This is a genomic window from Butyrivibrio sp. NC2002, from assembly GCF_000702265.1.
Classification (GTDB): Bacteria; Bacillota; Clostridia; order Lachnospirales; family Lachnospiraceae; genus Butyrivibrio.
In genome coordinates this window covers 326,139-347,428 of the sequence record NZ_KL370880.1, presented here as the reverse complement: position 1 = coordinate 347,428, position 21,290 = coordinate 326,139, and the positions used below count along the sequence as shown (strand labels likewise).

At 36.2% G+C, this 21,290-nt stretch carries 19 protein-coding genes; 3 read left to right on the top strand and 16 right to left on the bottom strand.

Annotated features, from left to right (window positions below; genetic code table 11):
* Positions 1-38 precede the first annotated feature (38 nt).
* Complete coding sequence (locus T543_RS08640; protein ID WP_051638648.1) at positions 39-701, bottom strand: hypothetical protein; 663 nt, start codon at positions 699-701, stop codon at positions 39-41.
* Positions 702-888: 187 nt separating this feature from the next.
* Here T543_RS08640 and T543_RS08635 point away from each other — a divergent pair, with 187 nt between their 5' ends.
* The 3 genes from T543_RS08635 to T543_RS08625 are packed head-to-tail and all read left to right on the top strand — an operon-like array spanning position 889 to position 4,107.
* Positions 889-2,106 carry a site-specific integrase gene (locus T543_RS08635; RefSeq protein ID WP_035767615.1) on the top strand — a complete coding sequence of 406 codons (1,218 nt, stop codon included), beginning with the start codon at positions 889-891 and terminating at the stop codon, positions 2,104-2,106.
* A complete protein-coding gene (locus T543_RS08630) occupies positions 2,103-3,101 on the top strand; it encodes a tyrosine-type recombinase/integrase (protein WP_051638647.1) in 999 nt (332 codons plus the stop codon). The genes T543_RS08635 and T543_RS08630 overlap by 4 nt, the downstream gene beginning before the upstream one ends.
* Positions 3,091-4,107, top strand: coding sequence for a tyrosine-type recombinase/integrase (locus T543_RS08625; protein ID WP_035767614.1), 1,017 nt, complete (start codon positions 3,091-3,093; stop codon positions 4,105-4,107). Before T543_RS08630 ends, T543_RS08625 begins: the two co-directional genes overlap by 11 nt.
* A gap of 95 nt (positions 4,108-4,202) precedes the next feature.
* Here T543_RS08625 and T543_RS08620 read toward each other — a convergent pair whose 3' ends face one another.
* From T543_RS08620 to T543_RS08550, 15 genes are all read right to left on the bottom strand, one after another.
* Positions 4,203-4,466 carry a hypothetical protein gene (locus T543_RS08620; RefSeq protein WP_035767613.1) on the bottom strand — a complete coding sequence of 88 codons (264 nt, stop codon included), beginning with the start codon at positions 4,464-4,466 and terminating at the stop codon, positions 4,203-4,205.
* Between the two features lie 340 nt (positions 4,467-4,806).
* Positions 4,807-5,883: a radical SAM/SPASM domain-containing protein gene (locus T543_RS08615; RefSeq protein WP_035767612.1), complete on the bottom strand. Its 1,077-nt coding sequence runs from the start codon at positions 5,881-5,883 to the stop codon at positions 4,807-4,809.
* Positions 5,884-5,899: 16 nt separating this feature from the next.
* Entirely contained in the window at positions 5,900-6,820 is a 921-nt protein-coding gene (locus tag T543_RS08610) for an NAD-dependent epimerase/dehydratase family protein (protein ID WP_035767611.1), read from the bottom strand.
* 12 nt (positions 6,821-6,832) lie between these two features.
* On the bottom strand, positions 6,833-7,858 hold the full coding sequence (locus tag T543_RS08605; protein ID WP_035767610.1) for a radical SAM/SPASM domain-containing protein: 1,026 nt from the start codon (positions 7,856-7,858) through the stop codon (positions 6,833-6,835).
* A gap of 28 nt (positions 7,859-7,886) precedes the next feature.
* Positions 7,887-8,894 (bottom strand): radical SAM/SPASM domain-containing protein, encoded by a 1,008-nt coding sequence (locus T543_RS08600; RefSeq protein WP_035767608.1) that lies wholly within the window; start codon positions 8,892-8,894, stop codon positions 7,887-7,889.
* A gap of 63 nt (positions 8,895-8,957) precedes the next feature.
* The gene (locus T543_RS08595; RefSeq protein WP_197023949.1) at positions 8,958-10,478 is read right to left on the bottom strand and encodes an N-acetylneuraminate synthase family protein; all 1,521 of its coding nucleotides are present in this window, start codon (positions 10,476-10,478) and stop codon (positions 8,958-8,960) included.
* A 49-nt stretch (positions 10,479-10,527) separates the two neighbouring features.
* The gene (locus T543_RS08590; protein WP_035767607.1) at positions 10,528-12,276 is read right to left on the bottom strand and encodes a glycosyltransferase; all 1,749 of its coding nucleotides are present in this window, start codon (positions 12,274-12,276) and stop codon (positions 10,528-10,530) included.
* A 100-nt stretch (positions 12,277-12,376) separates the two neighbouring features.
* Positions 12,377-14,452: a glycosyltransferase family protein gene (locus T543_RS08585; RefSeq protein ID WP_035767606.1), complete on the bottom strand. Its 2,076-nt coding sequence runs from the start codon at positions 14,450-14,452 to the stop codon at positions 12,377-12,379.
* A 3-nt stretch (positions 14,453-14,455) separates the two neighbouring features.
* Positions 14,456-15,028 (bottom strand): D-sedoheptulose-7-phosphate isomerase, encoded by a 573-nt coding sequence (locus T543_RS08580; protein WP_035767604.1) that lies wholly within the window; start codon positions 15,026-15,028, stop codon positions 14,456-14,458.
* A gap of 26 nt (positions 15,029-15,054) precedes the next feature.
* Positions 15,055-16,611 (bottom strand): PfkB family carbohydrate kinase, encoded by a 1,557-nt coding sequence (locus T543_RS08575; RefSeq protein WP_035767603.1) that lies wholly within the window; start codon positions 16,609-16,611, stop codon positions 15,055-15,057.
* A 42-nt stretch (positions 16,612-16,653) separates the two neighbouring features.
* Entirely contained in the window at positions 16,654-17,649 is a 996-nt protein-coding gene (locus T543_RS08570) for an SDR family oxidoreductase (protein WP_035767601.1), read from the bottom strand.
* Positions 17,650-17,680: 31 nt separating this feature from the next.
* Positions 17,681-18,226 carry a D-glycero-alpha-D-manno-heptose-1,7-bisphosphate 7-phosphatase gene (locus T543_RS08565; RefSeq protein ID WP_035767600.1) on the bottom strand — a complete coding sequence of 182 codons (546 nt, stop codon included), beginning with the start codon at positions 18,224-18,226 and terminating at the stop codon, positions 17,681-17,683.
* Positions 18,226-19,143, bottom strand: coding sequence for a transketolase family protein (locus T543_RS08560; protein WP_035767599.1), 918 nt, complete (start codon positions 19,141-19,143; stop codon positions 18,226-18,228). The genes T543_RS08565 and T543_RS08560 overlap by 1 nt, the downstream gene beginning before the upstream one ends.
* A gap of 47 nt (positions 19,144-19,190) precedes the next feature.
* Positions 19,191-20,072, bottom strand: a complete 882-nt coding sequence (locus tag T543_RS08555) for a transketolase (RefSeq protein ID WP_051638646.1) — start codon at positions 20,070-20,072, stop codon at positions 19,191-19,193.
* A gap of 58 nt (positions 20,073-20,130) precedes the next feature.
* A complete protein-coding gene (locus T543_RS08550; RefSeq protein WP_035767597.1) occupies positions 20,131-21,246 on the bottom strand; it encodes a radical SAM/SPASM domain-containing protein in 1,116 nt (371 codons plus the stop codon).
* Positions 21,247-21,290 lie beyond the last annotated feature (44 nt).

Below are 21,290 nucleotides of genomic sequence, written 5' to 3'. Positions count from 1 at the left end.
CAACCCCCACATTTTATGTTTCCTAATGATTTGCTACATTATCGCAAATCTGATTTATTTACATTATTTTCAAATTCTTTATACTCGCTCATTAGAGTGTCAAAAACCTTTTGATCTTCCATTGCCTTGAACATTTCATCCATACGATCATTATTTCTTAGCCAAATATACATTTTATTGGCTTCTTCAGTACCTTCTTTTTTTCCTTCTTTTTTTCCTTCCTCATGCCCTTCTTCCTTGGCATCACGCTTAAACATTTCAATTACTTCCGCTTCATTAAATTCGTTATTCATTATTCCTTTAACCTCCGCGCGATTTTCCTGTAGAAATGTCTTAATTGACCAATCTCCAGGCATAGAATCGATTGCCATTTCTACAGCCTTCTCTATAGTATTGTTATCTATCCTGAATTCTCTCACTTTATTTACAAACCATGAATATTCTGCTAATGGTTTACATACTTCCATTATTTCATGGTTCCTACCGAAGTTAATATTAAGCATTGTGACTTTAACTTCTATATCTGTATCACTGCAACTATCTTCATCAAATGAATCACTTAATTTCAAAACCTGACGGTCCTCTTTCTCTGTACTTCCATTATAAAACACAAAAAGCTTTGGAGTGGGAAATTTTATAAGCTTTGAGCCATACTTATTCAGTTTATTTTTTGCCACATACCCTTCATAAACGTCTCCCACATACTGCATCATCCTAAATGGCATGTTTGGATTGTACGTCGACTGATGTTATGTGCAGGAACCACTTATGTAAAAGGTCTTTATCTTGTGCACTTTTTCTGCACAATCTCCGCTTTTTTTCTTTGCATAATTCCATCATACTTATAACTGGAACTATATTCAACTCGTTTCAGAAAGTGAGGTGCTTATGGAATTATCAAATGTTGCTCAGGCTTCAGAAAATCTTTTTGCTTTTTTGAAAGAATTGGGTTATTCTGATAGCTCACTTGTTACGTATCGGAGGATAAGTACAAATTTCCAAGCTTTTTGCTTAATGTCTCAATGTCAGGATGCATCTTTTGATGGCTGCGCAGATATGTTCATTGAGGAATACCTATCGAAGCATGAAGTAGCCTCTTCAAATGGCAAGAAAAGGCTCCATGAAGTATTACGATATTTTAACATGCTTCGTGATTTGGAAGTGTATGGTGTTATTCTTAACCATCGTCTGCGAAAGAGAACAATCGCCAAAGAATACAATGATGTCATAAATTCCTTCTGCGACTATCTAATAAGCAAAGGCCTTGCTAAAGGTACTTCTGAAAGAAATCGTTTTGTGCTTGAACAGCTTTCAGATTTTCTCGCCCAACGTAAATGTCAGAGCTTTTCTGAAATGACCATGCAAGATCTTTTAGCATTTTCAACTGTTCAAATGGGTTATTCAAAGAAAAGTGCTGCCGCATCTATGTACGCATTAAAGGTATTTATAGATTTTCTAGCACAATCAGGCATAAACAACACTTTATCAAAAGAAGGCCTTCCAAAGGTGCACTTTGTTAACAGAAGATACCTTCCAAAGATATGGAGCGAGGATGAATGCCGCAGAGTTCTTGAATCGGTGAATCGAGATACTCCCGCTGGAAAGCGTGATTTTGCTATTCTTTTGCTCGTAATCAATAACGGAATGCGAACAAGTGATGTTTTAGGCTTATTACTTTCAGACATAGATTGGCATTCTAAAGAGATTCATTTCATACAAAAAAAGACCGGTAATGCCTGTACAGTAGCTTTTGATGAAGCGACAGGATGGGCAATCATAGACTATCTAAAAAATGGTCGTCCAAATATAAAGCAGTATCCAAATGTCTTTCTCCAGGCCAGGCCACCATTTATTCCTATGAACAGCTTTAATGTTTGTCTTCAGAAATATGTTGAACGCGCAGGAATCCATTATAAGAATAATCAATTGCATGGCATGCACTCGCTTAGACATTCTCTTGCAACCAGAATGCTTAATAATGGCACGTCTGCCGAAACAATCTCTGAAGTACTCGGTCACATAAACATCAACTCTACTGTTGATTATCTACAGGTCAACATGGCTCAACTTCGTCGTTGTTCATTAGAAACGGAGGTGACAGAATGATCATTTCTTTAGAATCATCCAAAGCATTTAAAAGTTGTTACGCTCAAGAACTTGATGAATATCTAAGTCTTAGGAAGCTTGAATTGTCTGAATCTGGCAGTATAAGAGAGGAACAATTTTTAAGGAGATTAGATACGTATATATATAATCACACCAAAGGGCGCATGGCTCTGACGAATGAATTCTGGCAAGAATGGATTTCTCGTAAATCGTATGAAAAGGCCAACACACAAGCTAAACGCGTGAATGCAACAAAGAAAGTAATCTCTTTTCTCCAAAAGCGCGGAGTTCAAGCTGAAAGTCTTCGCATTGAACTTTCTCATACACAGTCTGATTATGTCCCCTACATTTTTTCTGATCAGGAAATTTTAGCTATATTCAGGGCAGCTGATAATTATAAATCAACATCAGCGTCTCCATTCCTACACCTGTCCGTCCCCATTACATTCAGAATTCTTTATGGATGCGGTTTACGCGTTTCAGAACTACTACATCTAAAGCTTGAAGATGTGGATATGCAAAGCAGAACCTTATACATCGAGAATTCGAAGTTTAACAAATCTCGATATGTGCCTTTTTCAACCTCTCTTTCGACACATATAGAGCAATATATGAAAGCAAGACATAATAGCAGTAATTCTGATAGTATCTTTATTTCCAAAAGCGAAAATCGTCCTTATAACTCCGTGGCAGTTCACTACTGGCTCATGAATATCTTGTATGATGCTGGAATACATCATCATGGAAAAGGATACGGACCACGCGTCCATGATTTCAGGCATACTTTCGCAGTTCACAGTCTCCGCCGGTTTGTCATGCATGGAGAAGACATAACATCCGTGTTACCTGTATTATCAGCATATTTAGGGCATAAGGACTTAAGAGGAACTCAGTCATACTTAAGACTAACCACGGAATTATACCCTTATGTTACATCTGCACTTGTAAAAAAGTATGGAAATCTTATTGAAGGAGGTAAATATAATGCAGACTGATTTTGCGGTGCAACTATCGAAATTTCTGGCACATTACCTTCCAGATGTCAAAGGTGCCAGTATAAATACTATAACTTCATATCGGGATGCCTTTCGGCTTTTTCTTGAATTCTGCAGTACATGTGAGGGAATGTCTCCTGATAAAATACAGTTTTCTGATATTGATGAAGACTTGGTAAAAAAATTTCTATCTTGGCTCGAAAACATACGAGGGTGCGCAGCATCTACCAGAAATCAGCGCATGGCAGCGTTGAACTCTTTTCTTCGATATTCTCAGATATGCTCGCCAGAGTGTATTTGTGAAATTCAGAGAATTCTTGCAATACCTGCGAAAAAAGTTTCTCAACCAGCTCTTTGTTATATACAGTTTGATGATATGAAACGCATTTTAGAAATGCCAGATATATCAGTTCCAAAAGGACGCAGGGATAGGTTAATCATGTGCCTTCTTTATGATACTGGTGCAAGGGTTAGTGAGTTGCTGAATATAAGATTCAGAGATATTCGTATTGATGCCCCTGCAAGAGTTATACTAAACGGAAAAGGGTCAAAGCAAAGGGGAGTCCCGCTTATGGACGATACAGTCAGTTGCCTAAAGCAATACCTGCAAGAAACGGAAAAGACTCGTGACACTTCGGGAACAGGTTATTTGTTCTGCTCTAATCGGGATGAAAAATTTACACGGGCCGGGATATCATATATTCTCAAGAAATATGTTGATATGGCACGTCCTAAATGTAATGATCTTCCAGCAAAAGTAACACCACATACATTACGCCATAGCAAGGCAATGCATCTGTTGCAGGCCGGTGTAAGTATAGTTTATATAAAAGATATCCTTGGGCATAAAGACATAACGACAACTCAAATATATGCAAGAGCAGATCTGAATGCACAAAAAGAGGCATTAAGCAAGGCAAAGATTCACATAGAATCGCCGGCTATGAGTCTTGAATGGAGTTCTGATACAGATTTAATGAATTGGCTTGATAATCTCTGCAAGTAGAACGTAGATTATTATGTAAAAATGAAGTGTGGGAACCACTACAAAAAACAAGATAAATGTACTAAACTTTACATAAGTGGTTCCTACACATAACATCAGTTATGTAAAGCTTTACATAATTGGTGTTCAAAAACGCATAGAAATTCCTGAATTATGAAAGATACGTCATTCTTCATTCCCAGATACAGAGCATCTTCAAGTGTATTAAACTCAATCGTATTCACGTCAGTATAAGAAGAGTTATTTATTGCATTATAAAGGCTAAGTGTCCACTCCGGATGCTCCTTGCTTCCAAATAGCCTGTAAAACAACCTGTCCTTATACTTAGGGTTAATTGTTACATGTAATTCTTTTGACAATATTATGTCCTCCTTAATCATTCTGTTCAAAAAACGATTAAGGAAAAAGAAAAGCAGAAATAATCAAAATAGATTTATTATACATTACGTAAGCAATCCTAAGGTTTTTATTCTGTTCCAAAATAATAATTGAAAAAAGTGGGCGATACTCCCTGATTTTCCTTAATTCGAAATTTGAATATATAACATATTAACCACTAGATAATCCTATGTCAAATAAAAAATCTCAATTAATACCCACAGATAAAATCATAAAAAGTTCGATTATCACAAAACTCCCGATGCCATATACTCATAATAAATATATTGCATCGGGAAAAATAAGCAAGCCCAAATCATATTAGAGCAACGTCCAATAAGGATTTTTTGTCCAGTCATCTTCAGAAAACACTTCCTCAAAAGGAACTGGTACCGGCTTTCCATATATTTTTGCTGCAACATATTTTTTTACCCACTCAACATCCTGGGCAAGGAAACATTCATCATAATGCTCCCCAAAGTACTTAATCTTTAATCCATTTTGAATGATATCCTTCAATGGCGTGTCAAATACGTTTCCTATAGAGCAATGAAAATACGGGCAGGGCTGTACATCACCATACTGCGTGACTGATATAAAATCCTTAACACCGATGCACCCCATGTTAAGCCCATATCCCGGTGTCAAATGAGTACAAAGTTTATATTTCTTCTCCAGTTCACGTTCATATTGCAGATCTTTCTCATCAATCATACTGTCAAACTGACCTTCATATGCACCTACCGGCTTTGCAAATGTAATAAAAACTGTTATTCCCTTATTATTAAAAAACTCTACAAAATCAATAAATTCAGTAGAATGCAGTCTCTGTCTGGTTACTACCGTCTGTATGAATAAAGGCATTCCTATCTTAAGGCATTCTTCCATACCTTCCATAGCATGCTGCCATGCTCCTGGCTTCTTCCTAAAGCTATCGTGTTCTTCTGGATTCAAGCTGTCAATTGATAGTTGGATTCTGTCTATTCCAATGTCTTTCATATGTTGAACTTTTTCGGCAAGTAGATATCCGTTAGTATCAGAATTAATGTAGAATCTGTCAGGTCCTATTGCCTCAACTAATTCATCCAAATCCGGAAAAGTTGTAGGTTCTCCTCCACTAATAACAAATCTTGCAAGTCCCATTTCATCCGCTTGATCCGCAAGTTTTTTTACATCATTTGGAGTAAGGCTCTTCTTACCTTTTGCATTTTTCTGATATGCTTCGATTGAACAGTGTTCACACAGCATATTGCAGCCATACCTATACTGCAGTTGTATCAATGCTATACTCTCACCTTTTTTATATTTTTCCGTAAACCGAGACACTTTTTCAAATACTTTCGGCTTTCTTTCCTTCAAATAGTTCCTTGATGCTTGTTCCTTACCAGTTAATGCCATAACTTATACCTCCACCTCAAAAAGAATACTCTCCTTTATACCATCGATATAATCTTTTTATACCCTCTTCGAAATCTATTTGGGGATAGAATCCCACATCATGTTTTATTTTAGTGATGTCTGCCTCAAGATGCATACTTTGTCTTGTACCATAAGGTATATTTCCAAAAGGCAATTCGTAACCCGGTCTTACAATATCTCTTATGGCTTCAACATATTTTTTGACACTTCTCGGATTACTACCGCCTAAGCAATATACTCCATCAGCATTTTTATCTGTAGCAAGCAAAATCAAAGCATTCACAGCATCTTCAATATACAAATAATCCCACACTTGCATTCCTTGCGTTAAATTTGGAACATTCTCTTCCATTAAAGTTCTGATCAAATAAGAGATAAATGTATATTCATTCTCAAAAGGACCATAAGTTGAAAAAATCCTTACCCAACATGCCCTCATGCCATAATTATGCAAATGGTTTAATATTAACTGACCACTTGCAAGTTTTGCCATTCCGTATGCTTCCCAAGGATTTACTGGCGTTTCTTCCGATGCTATCCCATTCAATATTCCATACTCTGATTGAGACCCCGCACCAACAAAAACCTCGCAACCTATTTTCCTTGCAAATTCTGCAACAGACAAAGATAGTTCTATGTTTTTAACCTGTAAGAGAGAATTTTTCCTATCCTCTCCCTTCGTGTGTGTCCATGCTAAATGAATGATCGCATCATACTTATCCTTAGCTTCTTTTTCGAGACTGAATATATTTTCTATTCCACAATCCCGCACCTGTACTAATGAATTCTGTGGAATGTTCTTGACCCTCGGAGAATGCTTTCTTACAATTGCAAGCACTTCTATTTTTCTCTTTATACATTCATAAATGAGAGGAACACCTATAGGACCACTAGCACCAGTCACAATTATTCTCATGTCCAGCTCCGTTTATTTCAACTCTTCATATTTGCGTTTAAGTTCATCAGCATACTCATCAAGACTATCCTCTGGAAATATCCGAAAATCATTGATTTTGCACTCTTTGCAAAACTTGCAAACATTAGCTCTCCCGTCTAACATTTCCATACGAAATTTCATATATTCTTCGCCATTCCAGATATCTTCAAGACTTCTATTGTTACAATCCCCAAGTATTCTGGGATAATAAACGGCATAGCATCCTACTATTTTCCCATCAGGATTAATCTGCATAGTATAAAATGGCTGAGGACACACATTCATCTTCTTCATAGGAAGACCAAATTGTGTTTTTACTCTCGACTCTGTATTCAAAACATTATTGAACTCAACATCCGGAAAAATCGGAACTGCATTTTCTATTCCTATTGTGTCACAGATATCTCCAAATATCTTAAAAAATCTCTCTCTGTCATCATCACCATCAAGTGCAACATCAACAATCTTCAAATATATTTCCATATCCATTTTTTTATTGAAAAGATACCCTATATTGCTGACAAAAGTATCAAAATCAATATCTACACCACAAACCTTTTTATATTTCTCCGCACTTGTACCTTGCAGTGAAATAACAAGTCTATCAAGTCCAGCACTAATAAGTGCATCCGACATATCATGTGACAACAATGATCCGTTTGATATAAGTTCTACCCTATTGGATACTTTTTTATCTTTTGCATATTTTATCATTTTAATAATGTCTTTATGAAGCAAGGGTTCTCCCATTCCTACAAATCTCAAAGTTCTTACTTTTTCAGGAAAACCAGCCAATTCATCTATACATTTTTCATATAATGAGTACTCCATAACCGGCCATTCAGTAACAAACTCGCGGTTATTCTTTGGTATTGAATGATGACAATATTCACAAGTAAAATTGCATGCATATATCGGAAAAAACTGTACTACATATGGTGTAGAAAGCGGCAAACTTTGTACCAAATTGTCTCGCTTTCCCCCAGGTGCTTCCGCATTTAATAATCTTGCTTTCATTTAACCCCCTCATTTAAACATTTACTTTTTAAAAAGTCATTCGCTTTAGTATTTCTTCCCTATAGTCATCTACCGCGTCTATATCACAATAATCATTTCCATAGCACGTATTGCATGGTTCAAACGTGTCTTTTTGTAACATAAGATGTTTATATATAAGCTTACGAAGTTCGGATCCATTCCATATTTCCTTAATTGATTTTTCTCTCACATTTCCCAGGTAATTAAGCCTTTCCCAATCAAAACAACAAGGAACAACATCGCCGTTCGCATAAATCTGCAATGATTTAAATATTTGCGCACACACTTTTTTTCTTACAACACCCTCACCAACATGATATCTAAAGCTCCTATCTGTATCTACAAGTTTTGTTTCATATCCCGGCCACATATCTGTAAGGTTTTCTATCGAAAGCAAATCCGCTTTATCTTCAAACAGCAATTCAAATTTCTTCTTATCATGTTCACTTTTTATAGAATTACCTTGAATTTTGACCACTATTTCACAATTTCCTTTATTTGCATAAATATTGACTATGCCTTCTAAAAAAGCTTCATAATCTATAGCTGTCCCAGTTACACTTTGGTATTCTTCTGAATTAAGGCCCTCAACGCTTATTACTATTCTATCTACCGATTCACATAACATTTTCGCATTGATCTTATTAAATAGACTTCCATTAGTTATCAATTCAAGGCACTCAACATTAAGATTCCCTCTTCTGACAACATCTCTTAAATAACTCATCATATCTACTGCATTTGGGTTAATAAGCATTTCACCCATTCCACAATACCTGATTTTAGCAATATGGGCTTGATCTCGATCTAATTCCTCTACAATTTTTTTGAACAGTTTAAAATCCATATTGTTCTTTACCAGATTATCATTCTCTGTTCCATGCGGGCAAAATTTGCATTCAAAATTGCAGTAACCAGATAACTCAACAAGTAATAGTAACGGCCATTCCAAAGGAATAGCTTGTCCTAGATTAATTCTATTTAAATTTATATTATTACCAAATTTATTATCCATAGATAAATCCGATCAAATTCCAAAGTAAACATAGTCAACAAGTGATCACTTATAAAGCAAGTGCTATTCCCTATTTATCTGCTTCATCATTTCATTTGTAAAATGTACCTTAGTTTTTCTTGGTCTGACGAAGCTGTCTCTTTCATCATAGAAAGAATCATTTGCATAATGTGTCGAAGATATTTCTTCAAATACACATCCATTTTCCGATGCAAAACTATGCTTTACCTTTCTCTCAACAGTCATAAGATCTCCCTTATGGAGCACTTTCTTTTCGCCATCAAGTACGATTTCCAGATCACCATGCAGTACTACAAATGTTTCTTCTTTCTGTACATGATAATGTGTTGGATGTGACTGTCCGGGCAGTACAGCCAATATTTTTTTGCAATACTCCCTGTTAACGCAATCTATCATTGCAACACCTGTCTCATGAAACTTTTCAATTCCGTAGTGATGAGATATCTCACATTCGCTTCCAACCGGAACTACAACATTACTATCTGAAAGTAACTGTGTAAGTTCCTTCAATATGCCATATAATTCCTCTGTATTATTCTTTTCCAGGATATCCGTTTTCATAATTGGAGCATTGTGAACAATATTATTCTTAATTGATATACTATTGTATTTAGACAGATCACTTGCAACAAGTTGTCCTTCACAACACGGAAAAGCAAGAAAGTAATCTTTAGGTTCAAGAGGCTTTCCCGGAATTAAATTATTCCTTGCAAATACACCTCGTCTCAAAGCCGCTAGGTCCGCCTGTTCCTTTTCCGTTGATGGATATCTTTCGCCCTCTATACCGCAAATTTCATAAGCTTCTCTGGCTGCCAATAACCACTCTCTTATCTGTTGTGGATTCGCCGAATATCCATTAAGCGTGATAGTATCAGTCGGTACTCCAACATGCTTTTCAAATATTCGTGCTCCCTTTGCCACTGCAAGACGTATCGGCATTGTATTGTCCGGTGCTTCATGTGTTGAAAATCCAATCCTGATGCTAGGAAAAGATTTTTTATAATAATCTATCTGATTAAGTTGCAAATGCGCATTAGTCGTAGGATATTCAGCCACACAATGCATCAGTGAAAAATCAATATTTCGATTAGTAAAAAAATTAACCACCCTACATACGTCATCCATACTACTTCCTGCTCCGGAAGCTATTACAGGTTTGTTCTTAGACGCTATTTTTTCAAGTAGGGGCCAATCTGTAAATGAACAGCTGGCAATTTTAATGTAATCATATCCTTGCTCTGCAACCCTATCTACCGATATTTCATCAAAAGGTGTGCATATTGCCTTAAAACCACAGCTGCGGAGTTCATTTAACAATTCTGCAAACTGTTCCTGAGTGAGCTTTGTTTCCTGAAATCTTTTTATATTTTTTACATCAAATCTATCTTTATAATCCGGATGTATAAAGGTATCCAGATCTCTGTACTGAAATTTGAATCCATAATCAAACTCCGGAAAATCATTGCACACTTCTTTTATCTCTCTAATAATTCGTTTTCCGTGTTCAACACTTCCCTGATGGTTGTTTGCCATCTCAAAAACAAATAATGGTCTGTCAATCATATCCCCCTCCAAGTCCTGACTAATTACATTATTATAGCCATAATAATCACTAATTTTTTAATACATAAGATTTATCCGCTTTTTCTTTCAAATAGCGTTCTTCTATTTGTTCATCTATCTGTTTTCTATAATAATCTCTGCCAACATGTTGCATGACTTTTTCATTATTGATAATATCCAGCTGTTCTTTGTAAACATAATCACAAGTGTCATCCCAGCTATGTTTTTTGATCATTTCTTCAAAATAAAACTGATAACCAATTCTTAATAATCTATATACATCCAAAAAAGCATTTAATAAACATGAAGTAAAATCCCATGAATACAATTCCAAATCCATCAGTATAGCTATCTCATTTCGTATCCTTTTCATCCTGCTTTCAGGAAAGATATATTGTAATCTAAATTCACCATTATCAAAATATAAGCTTTCCGGTTCAGCTTCATCTGTAAATAAAAGCATTGCAGAAAAAGCATATGCACTATTTTTCACTAAATATGCTGCAAACACACAATGTGTATAATCGTTATACATTAGATTATCTTCATTGTGATATTTATTTATCAGCTTTTCGCATAAATCATTTTCACGTATTGCCTCCATATTGAAGCATAATCCAGTAAGGTAATTCGAGCCACAAGCGTGGTATATTTTTTCAAATGTATCAGCATAAATTGTACTTTTTTCACGATCATAATAGATTGTTTTACTTATCGTTGATTTTGTTTCAAAGGATATCAAACCTAGTTCACAATTATCGTAGATATACTGAAGTGCATTGTCTAACTTCTCAATAATCATATGATCCTGATCAGTAGACAAAAGAGCATGCTTACCAGTAGGAAGCCCAATAACGTTCTCAAAGCTGTCCCTATAACATCGTGATTGCATTTCCTTATAAATTATGCGCTTATCCTGTCCCGATAATTCGCGGATTTTTTCATAATATTCAACGCCTTTTGTTGAACTGTTATTACACAATATTATTTCTATCTCTTCATCATACATAAGTTGTTGAAGATTTTTGACCGTCTCCAACGCTTCTTTTCCACGATTGAAAGAAGGAATACAGATTGATAAAAAAACATTGTCTCCTTTTCTATTTTCTCTTATTCTCTCCGCATGTATTTCCGACATCATTTGAGTATACTCATCTAAGTCATCACTTTTTATTTGCCGTGGAATATATGCTCCGCTACTTATCAAATATTCTTTGAAAGTTTGCTTATCTTCAAATATGTCTACATTTAGTTCTAAGAGCTTTTCTGCCATTCCCGGAATAATAAAATACGAAAATAGCTGTCGAACTAATCGATCATTTCCTAGAACCAGATAGACTCTCATATTTCGCGACTGCTCTCCATTATGAATGATACCCCGTATATCAGAATAACCATCAATCAAGATTGGTGAAAACATCCTTGTTTTGACATCTTGAAGATTTTCTTCGACAATTACCGGCTGCTTACCTTCGAATCTTTTTTCTTCATCATTCCAGACATAAAATCTTGAATCGGAAACAGGGATCATTTTTAAAGATAATTCCTCATATTTGGGGATACTAACTAAATGTAATTTCTCATTTTCACGAAGCAATTTGCAGTTTTCTTCATAAGCCTTCCTAAACTCTCCCTCGTTTGGAGCAATGAAGTTTTCATTTACAACCTGAAAAATGTCATTTTTCATCTGCTTATCAGAACTTGCCTGATGAGCTGCCATAAATGCCAATATCGCCTCGTCATATTCGTTATTATCAAATTTATCAAATCCATATCTAAGAATATCTTCTACAGCCATAATCCCCTCTTTTACATGTTGACCATACGGTTTTGCAACTCATCAACCGTTTCAATAAATCTGTTTGTGTATCATAAAAATTCCTAATTATCTTTTTTTATTAAATATACTCAGGCAAACGGTTTAATGCTTTTTCAATAAGAGCATCAAATGTCATACGTTTTAGAGCTTCCCGCCTTCCGATTTCTGCCATATTTTTTCTTTCCTCTTCATGCTCAAGATAGTAATGTATTTTCTCTATCAGTTCCTGCTTATTTTTGAAAAATACAACTGTGCCTTCAGGCATGATCAAATTTATATCCACCAAATCGTCACCCTTAGGTATATAATTTGACAAATAAAATGCACCACTAAGCATGCTTTCCCAGGTTCTGGAAGCAGCAGTAGTCATAATGTTATTTCCTATGACTATTTTTGATGCCTGATATATTTTTGATAAAGTCTCTCCATTTTGGGCTTCCCCCATAGCATATCTTTTGTATTTAGGACTCTCTTTCCATCCTTTTCCCCATAGTTTAATATTCTCAAAGCCAGCATCTATGATCCAATCCGCCAAAACTTGTCTGAAGATACGTTGATTTAACCACATATACATGTTTTCTGCCAAAAATTCCAAGTCATGTTCACTTATAGTGTAGTTTTCCCTCTGTAATTCCTTTTCTATATATTCTGAAAAATCTTTCTTGTTATATAAAAATCTGCCTTCCTTTCCATCCTCATAGTATTGATTAAAGATTTGTCTGATTATAGATTTTGAATCAGCATCAGGTACTCCATCATTCAGAAATTCATCTATCCAGCTCTCCACATCGCTTGCATGGCACACAAAGCATATGTCAGCCCCATAAAGTTCCATTTCCTCATCCGTTAAATCATATATTTTATAAATATCCTGATTGGAAGGAACCGGCGCATCTATAAGCTTTCCATGATATAGCTGCTTTAACCAGTCCCAGGATATTAAATGGTTTATAACCATATCTTTTTTTCCAAGTTTTTTATATGTATCAGGGTTGATTATATGATCCATTGGATCTTGTATCCAAGTAATCCAGATTATCTCTTCCGGAACGCAATCACCATATTCATATCTGAAATGATCCAATGTAAATATCACATCCGGCTTGAATTCCATAAGAATTTCTAATAACTTTAATTTGCTTGTTCTTTTAATGTTATCTGATTCAATCAGAAGTTCACATTCACATCCATGTTTTTTTGCTGCCTCCATTGTATTCTTTGCATGGTACTGCAATACTGTTGTAAACCTACTTGTCATAAATAGGATTTTCGGATTATGTTCATTTACTCTAATGGTCAATTCCTCTATATTCTTCCTGTATATATCTCCTAACTCTTTGATCAAAAATCTCATTTTGTCACTTTGCTTTTTAACTATTTCATTAAAGCAATCACGCAATGACAGAGCTCGTCCATTTAAACAATATCCTTTTTCCGGTATATTAAATCCAGAGTCCTCAAAGCATTGATTAATGCCTTCCTTACCAACAAGGTATACATATTTCCTATCATTTATTTGCTTTCCAATATCTATAGCCTGTAAATATGCTTCAAATTCCCACTTAGAAAACGCCAAATAAATAGCATTTTCACATCCAATTTTAAATCGCTCACTTTTGCATTTTTGTGCTATCTCTTCTATCTGTGATTCAAAAATCGGACCTTCCAAAAAGATTGAACTATCACCTGTCTTCGCCACATCCATTTTTGTTTTAATAAATCCTGCAAACGATTTTTTCTCTCCATTTAAAGTAACTACCAAATCATCATCACTATAGATGATAATACAATCCGGCTCTTCCGGAATATTTCCGAAAAAGTAATCATACTTCTCAACTATGTCTTTATTCTTTTTATACATATTAGTCATTTCTGCTTTTTTAGGAATAAAGAAATTTTCTTCGATAATCTCGTACGCATTATTATCTTGGAACTGTTCGTAAAGCTCTATAAGAATAAGTAAAGCGTTTTTATTATCTACGCACTTGTCATAAATCAAGACCTTCTGCCAAAGTAATTCCTGTTTCCTATTTGGATAAGCTTTTTCGAGTGCTTCTACCATTTGAAATGCTTCTTTAATATATCCTTTATCAGTAAAGATTTGGACAGAGTCTATAGATTGTTCAAAAAGGTCCTTTTCCTGATTATCGCTCACAGCCTATTCTTCCTCCATACTAGCTATCTCATCTACAATTTGCTGCATAATTAGTTGATGTATTGATTCAACCTTTCCATATTTGCTACTAGGTATATAGACATTAATGTCTCCCAATTTCCTGACCCTGTTTGTTGGCTCAAATCCTGTAAAAGTGATTACAGTCCCTCTAAGTTTTTTCACAACATCTATAGCATTTACTATATTTTGAGAATTACCGGAGCTACTTATTGCCACAAGCAGATCCCCCCGTTCTGCCATCATCTCAAGTTGCCTTGAAAAAACATATTCATAGCCGTAATCATTTCCCAGGCACGTAAGAACCGGACTATCATATAAACTAACCGTACGCATCTGAGCATTTTTCAGATAATCAGCTGTCATATGTTCTGCAATAGCTGCACTTCCACCATTTCCCGCAAAAAACAACTGTCTATGCGCTTGACGTGTTGCCTTTAAAGAATTTATCAGCCTTTCTATTCCTTCATTATAAGAAAGCTTTATATCTCCTTCTGTAATAACAACACTATCCAATAAATCCTTTATGTCTGAAATATACTTGTAATAATCTCTCATTTTATTCCCTTTTATTTAATGAACAGCTAAACATTAAGAACTGTGCTTACAAATTTCATTAAGTCCACTTTATGAACATAATCCTTATTACCTAATACGTTAGTTTTAAGTGCTGCTGCAGCATTAGCAATCATTGTTGATACATCTACCGGTATCTTAGATTCTGCGCAAAGCGCTGCTAAAGAGAAAAAAGCATCTCCTGCACCTACTGTATCTTTTACCATTAGTGTAAGAGCAGGGCATAGCGCCTTTTGTTTTTGAGAAGGTCTAAGTCCGATTGCTCCTTTGGCACCTATTGTTACCCATGCACAATCAGAATGCATTTTTTTGAGAAGCTTTGAAAGAAGTTGGTCCTTATCAGCTAAATGCTGTCCAAATGCCATCTTAAGCTCCCTTTCATCCACAACAAATGAATCTGCCCTGTCATATTTGGTTATGAGGTTCATACCCATGTTGGCGGAATTTGTCTGAACATTAAGTGCAAGATATTTTGACTTTTCCTGTATTATATCTCGGGCATTTTGATCAATCAGTCCATGCCCAAAGTCCCCTATAATAACCAGATCATAACCGGGTATTATTCTTTTTAACTTTTTGTAAAAAGCACTATAATCAAATTCTCTGATATCACTTCTTCTCATAAGTCTGTTTACTGAGAATAGCTTGTCATACTCCTGTCTTTGTTTGTTTGCCTTAACATATCTATGCTTTACAGGTGTAACAAATTGTTCGTCCTCTATTATTTCAAGCTTAATTCCCTTCATGGATTCATTAACAAACTCCATATATCCGGGTTCTTTCCCCATAATTGAACATAATGTCACTTTCCCTGCAAATTCAGAAAGATGTCTTGCTATAGCCAGTGATCCGCCGGCATATCTTTCCTTATCTTCATAAAAAGTTGAAAGACTACCATCCTTCATAGTTACCCCTTGCACATTGACAAAGGTGTATTCATCAAAAATAATATCTCCAATAACAAGAACCTTTTTATCTTTAAAGCCCTCAATATAATCTCTGATGCAATTTACTATATCGTCACCATATTTTCTTTTTAACGATAACGAGAAATCTATCACGTCTTTTGGAAGCGCAGAGAAAAAATTGTTAAGAAGCTTTGTTGAACTAAACACTTTTCCTTCTGTATAGTACACACTTCCGCCATACTCCCTGACTATTTCCTCTTCACTACCTATATTACCGGTAATATCATTTTGAGCTATCGCATACTCTTTTCCTTTGGCATAAACATCAGGCTGAACGCACCTGACTATCTCATGCACAGTTACAGCCTCACTTAAAAGGACATAGTCTATTATTTCAAGGTTGGCCAAAAATTTAAGCCTCTCAGCATCTCCAAAATAAGGTCTTCCCGGTCCTTTATTGACATATCTTGCCGCTGTACACGAAACAACGAGGACATCTCCTTGTCTTTTTGCGTCTTCAAAATGTTCCAGATGTCCCTGATGGATCAGATCAAATACTCCATGACAAAGAACAACTTTTTTTCCTTCTTTTCTAAGCTTCTCCCTTATCTTTGAAAAATTTTCCCTAGAAACTATTTTATCTTCCGGCCGTTTCATTTCTTCCCCCTCATCAGCTACCATATATAAGTTTTTAGAAAATTATTTTCCCAAGTACTTAAACCAGTCTGCTGTCGCATCTTTAATAGTCTCTGGTGTCCATACAGGTGCCTTTTTCCAATAATCTATATTATCCAATATATTCTGCACGCCCTGTTCTAAAGTTACCTGCGGATGCCAGCCCAGCATTCTGGAAATCTTGGATGTATCAGCATATGTACAATCCGGTTCTCCGGGCCGTTTAGGGATATGTACAGTTGTCTCCTCTGTTCCACCAAGTAATTCCACAAGTCTGTTTACCGAATAAGTGTGCTCACTTCCCACATTAAACCGTTCTCCTACAACGTCAGATTTTGCAGCGGTGTAAAATGCATCCACAATATCCGTAACATAGGTAAAATCTCTTGTCTGCTCGCCTGTACCCACAACCGTAAATGGTTTACCGGCTAGTTTTTGTCCCAAAAAGACTCCGAATACAGCACCATAAGTCCCCGAAGTACGCGAACGAGGCCCATATACATTAAAAAGACAAAGAGAAACTACCGGCAGCCCATAAACTTTTGCATAATGAAGTGCCAGCTCCTCCCCGAGTCTCTTTGTCAGTGCATAGGGATACTCCGGTCTTATATCCGCATTTTCATCAGTCGGAAATTTATCAGGAATACCATAACATGACGATGAGGCCGTATACATAAAGCGCTTTATGCCTGCCGCCTTAGCTGCCTGCAGAACCGAAAATGTTCCATCCACATTAGAGTGAAAGTATTCATCCGGATGTTGAATCGATGGAACTATATCTGCAAGCGCTGCAAAATGAAATACCCAGTCTATCCCTTCAAACAAGGGCATTATCTTATCCGTATTACAGATATCCTCTATAACTACCTTTAATGCAGGATTTCCCTTTTGATGTTCCAGATTTTCCAGTCTTCCTGTGCTGCAATTATCAATCACTGTTACCTCATGACCTTCAGCAAGTAATCTGTCCACCATATGTGAGCCAATAAATCCGCATCCGCCTGTTACTATAGTCTTCATGAAATATCCCCCTCATACGAACTACAATTAGTTAACTACATTTTTCCAAATAACCTGTAAAATCCCTCAAATCTCCCATAATAATGTCTGGGTTACATTCTTCCTCTAAACCCTTTACGCCATATCCGGAATTTAGCAAAACTGTCTTTATTCCCGCATTTTGACCTAATAATATATCGCAGGCCCGATCGCCGACCATGAATGATCTGCTAAGATCAATATCGTACTCACTGCAAGCCTTATCTATCATTCCAGTCCCCGGTTTACGGCAGCTACATACCTTTGAATAACCGGGTACTATTCCCTGCGGATGATGAGGGCAGTAATATAAAGCATCAACTCCGGTTTGCTTTAATACAGCCTGATTCATCTTTTTTAGTTCTTCCTCTGTATAAAGCCCCTTAGCCACAGCACTTTGATTGGTAACTATTATAGTCAAGTATCCAAGTGCTTTTATTTTTTCAACGCATTCTTCTGCATAAGAATATATCTCAAGCTCATCTATTGAAGAAATCGCATATCCCCTTTCTACAGTTATTACTCCATCTCTATCCAGAAAAACTGCCGGCTTTTTCATTATCCCCTTACCACCATTTTGCACGCATCAACTATGGCATCTATGCCTAGTCCATTATCTTTTTTTAACTCATCATGTTTTCCATATCCATGCACAAAATCATACAATCCTATTCCGGTAAACTTCACATATATATTATTCCTGGCAACCACTTCTGCCACCGCGCTACCTAGACCTCCAATAACACTATGTTCTTCTACAACGCACACATTACCTGTCTCAACGCAGGATCTGATAACAATATCTTCATCAAAAGGCTTAATTGTATGTATATTTATGACACAAGCTGAAATACCCTGTTTTTCCAGCTCATCAGCTGCTTTAAGAACATCATAGGCAATACTTCCGGTAGTGATTAGTGCTATGTCTGTGCCTTGCCTTAATTTAATTCCTTTTCCAACTGCAAAATCATAATCAGTATCATATATCTCCGGTTCACGATTTGTTCCAATCCTTATATAAACAGGTCCGTTTATTTTATATGCTGCCTGAACGCTCTTCTTTACTTCCATCGGACTTGCCGGAGATAGAATTGTAAGATTTGGTAGTGGTCTCAACACTGCCAAGTCAAATATAGTATGGTGTGATGCCCCGAGAAGACTATATGAGCACCCTTCTCCTATTCCAACCATTTTCACATTTTTATTCATCATACAAACATCATTCAAAATAAATTCGTATGCTCTGTAAGCAAGAAATGCACCTATCGTATATGCAAACGGTATTTTCCCTCTTTCCGCCATGCCGGCAGCCATTGCAACCATATTTGCTTCTGATATACCGGCATTTATAAATTGATCCGGAAAGTCCTGTCTGTATTTGTCATATACGATCGCCCCATTGTCAGAAATGATCGCATACACATTTTTATCTTTACCCGCCAGTTCATACAAGGTTTCAAGATAGGCGCTTCTCATTTTTCTTTACCCTCATCCTGCCAATAATCCATAAAAGGAAACATACTTCAAATAACATTTCTGTAACTAAGTCTCTCATAATCACCTAAATCTTCCTTAGTCATCTTCAATTCCTGTAATGCTATCTTAAGCTCATCATCATTAGGTATCCTGTAATGCCATATCGGAACATTTTCCATAAATGAAATGCCCTTTCCCTTAACTGTATGTGCAATGATAGCCTTAGGTTTATCAATAGGTTCCGGCGATATAAATGTATCTCCTAAAAGTGCACTTCTTATTTCTGCATAATCGTGCCCATCTATGTCTACTGCGTCAAATCCAAAGCTTCTAAATCTATCGGAAAAGTTCTCGATCGACATAATGTTTTTGATAGAATCCATCGCCTGTAGCTTATTGTAATCAACAATTACCGTAAGATTATTCAGCTTATTATGAGCTGCAAACATTACCGCTTCCCAAATAGAACCCTCTTCGCATTCACCATCTCCAAGAAGTACATATACCTTGTTTGTCAGATTATCCTTTTTTAGAGCCAGAGCTATTCCGCACGCATAAGATAGTCCATGTCCAAGTGATCCTGTAGATGCTTCTATCCCGGGAACAGAATTCGCCCTTGCAAGACTCCCCAGATCAGAACCTATTTTTCCAAAACTATATAGCTGCTCTTTAGAAAAAAAACCTGCTATGCTAAGAGCAACATACAATGCAAGAACCCCGTGTCCTTTACTTAAAATGAAATAATCCCTTCCATCCCATTTGGGGTTTGCAGCATCGTACTTTAGAACATTGTCAAAGTATAGTTCCGTCACTATATCCGTCATGGAATACGAAGGCGCAATATGTCCTCCTCCGGCTCCCATTGCCATCTTCAATATTTCCTGCCTTATTTTTAGTGCAATACTCTCTATAGGCATTTCTTTTATCATTTGTTCACCTGTCTGATTTATATATTCCCAAACACATTTTGCTAAATACAATAAACCATCAAATAAAATTTATATGCTGCGGCAAATGAGTATTATCTACCTCAGGTATCTTGCCTGCATTTTCCTGCAATATATTCCATATTACTTCGTTAGTCTTATGTTGCAGGCACAATGTTCCGCAATCTCTATTCGTGTCAAATGGAGGCTCGGATATTTTCTTCATAACCTCCCAATATCTATCGCTCTCCCAAATCTCTCTGAACCGTTTTTCCTTTATATTACCGATATGATATTCTTTATATTTGTCATTAAAAAACATTCCACAAGGAGCTACTAAGCCGGAGCCTGACATCTGAATTATAAAAGGTGCTCCATAACATAACTTATAACATTTATGTCCATGACTCTGAATCTTAGACCACTTAACACTTACCTGATAGTTATCCGTACTGTACGTCTCTGCTTCTTTCATAGTCTCAAGCATCTTATCGTAGGCAGTATAATCAACACCCAAAGTATGATCTTCATCATCACTACAATGCTTTATTACCAAATAATCAACGCCGAGTTCCCTGCCAAGTTTTGAAAGTGGTATGATCTGATCTTCAAATTCCGGCATGAGAACCATTTGTAATCCTATTGTCACCGGAAGATTTTTTCTATGCTTAATTTCAACTGCCTTTTTGATGTTACCTATAGTTCTTTCATATACCTGCTCATTAACACCATGAATGTACATATATCTATCTTTTTCGCCTGCAGATATATTGAATCTAAGATATGTAAGACAAGGCAATATTTTCTCAAGCGACTCCTCGGTAAGTAAGAATCCATTTGTTCCCAATGCCATATCAAGTCCTTTTTCTTTTCCATGAACAATTGCATCTGCATAGCAGGGATTACAAGTTGATTCACCATCACTTACAAAGCTTATTGCCTTTACACCTATATCTGCAGCATCATCCAAAAAATCCATTACTGTCTGCTTCTCAATACTGGGAAATTGGTTTATAAGCTGCATCTTTCCATAGCAATACACGCATCTGTATGTGCATTTTGTAGTAAGCGCACAGTCTATTGTAATAGGCGCAATCCTCTCTCCCCTTAAATATGCTTCAATCCTGTCCCTATGATATAAAACTTTACTTCCATCCAGAATTAGTTTTTCACTCATATTATTACCAGCCTCTTACCAATCAATCAGATGATTACCTTCCT

What these genes read in the sequence shown, in the direction of transcription:
- T543_RS08635 (WP_035767615.1), top strand. Translation starts at nt 889, where the DNA reads ATGGAATTATCAAATGTTGCTCAGGCTTCAGAAAATCTTTTTGCTTTT.
- T543_RS08630 (WP_051638647.1), top strand. Translation starts at nt 2,103, where the DNA reads ATGATCATTTCTTTAGAATCATCCAAAGCATTTAAAAGTTGTTACGCT.
- T543_RS08625 (WP_035767614.1), top strand. Translation starts at nt 3,091, where the DNA reads ATGCAGACTGATTTTGCGGTGCAACTATCGAAATTTCTGGCACATTAC.
- T543_RS08615 (WP_035767612.1), bottom strand. Translation starts at nt 5,883, where the DNA reads ATGGCATTAACTGGTAAGGAACAAGCATCAAGGAACTATTTGAAGGAA.
- T543_RS08610 (WP_035767611.1), bottom strand. Translation starts at nt 6,820, where the DNA reads ATGAGAATAATTGTGACTGGTGCTAGTGGTCCTATAGGTGTTCCTCTC.
- T543_RS08605 (WP_035767610.1), bottom strand. Translation starts at nt 7,858, where the DNA reads ATGAAAGCAAGATTATTAAATGCGGAAGCACCTGGGGGAAAGCGAGAC.
- T543_RS08600 (WP_035767608.1), bottom strand. Translation starts at nt 8,894, where the DNA reads ATGGATAATAAATTTGGTAATAATATAAATTTAAATAGAATTAATCTA.
- T543_RS08595 (WP_197023949.1), bottom strand. Translation starts at nt 10,478, where the DNA reads ATGATTGACAGACCATTATTTGTTTTTGAGATGGCAAACAACCATCAG.
- T543_RS08590 (WP_035767607.1), bottom strand. Translation starts at nt 12,276, where the DNA reads ATGGCTGTAGAAGATATTCTTAGATATGGATTTGATAAATTTGATAAT.
- T543_RS08580 (WP_035767604.1), bottom strand. Translation starts at nt 15,028, where the DNA reads ATGAGAGATTATTACAAGTATATTTCAGACATAAAGGATTTATTGGAT.
- T543_RS08575 (WP_035767603.1), bottom strand. Translation starts at nt 16,611, where the DNA reads ATGAAACGGCCGGAAGATAAAATAGTTTCTAGGGAAAATTTTTCAAAG.
- T543_RS08570 (WP_035767601.1), bottom strand. Translation starts at nt 17,649, where the DNA reads ATGAAGACTATAGTAACAGGCGGATGCGGATTTATTGGCTCACATATG.
- T543_RS08565 (WP_035767600.1), bottom strand. Translation starts at nt 18,226, where the DNA reads ATGAAAAAGCCGGCAGTTTTTCTGGATAGAGATGGAGTAATAACTGTA.
- T543_RS08560 (WP_035767599.1), bottom strand. Translation starts at nt 19,143, where the DNA reads ATGAGAAGCGCCTATCTTGAAACCTTGTATGAACTGGCGGGTAAAGAT.
- T543_RS08555 (WP_051638646.1), bottom strand. Translation starts at nt 20,072, where the DNA reads ATGATAAAAGAAATGCCTATAGAGAGTATTGCACTAAAAATAAGGCAG.
- T543_RS08550 (WP_035767597.1), bottom strand. Translation starts at nt 21,246, where the DNA reads ATGAGTGAAAAACTAATTCTGGATGGAAGTAAAGTTTTATATCATAGG.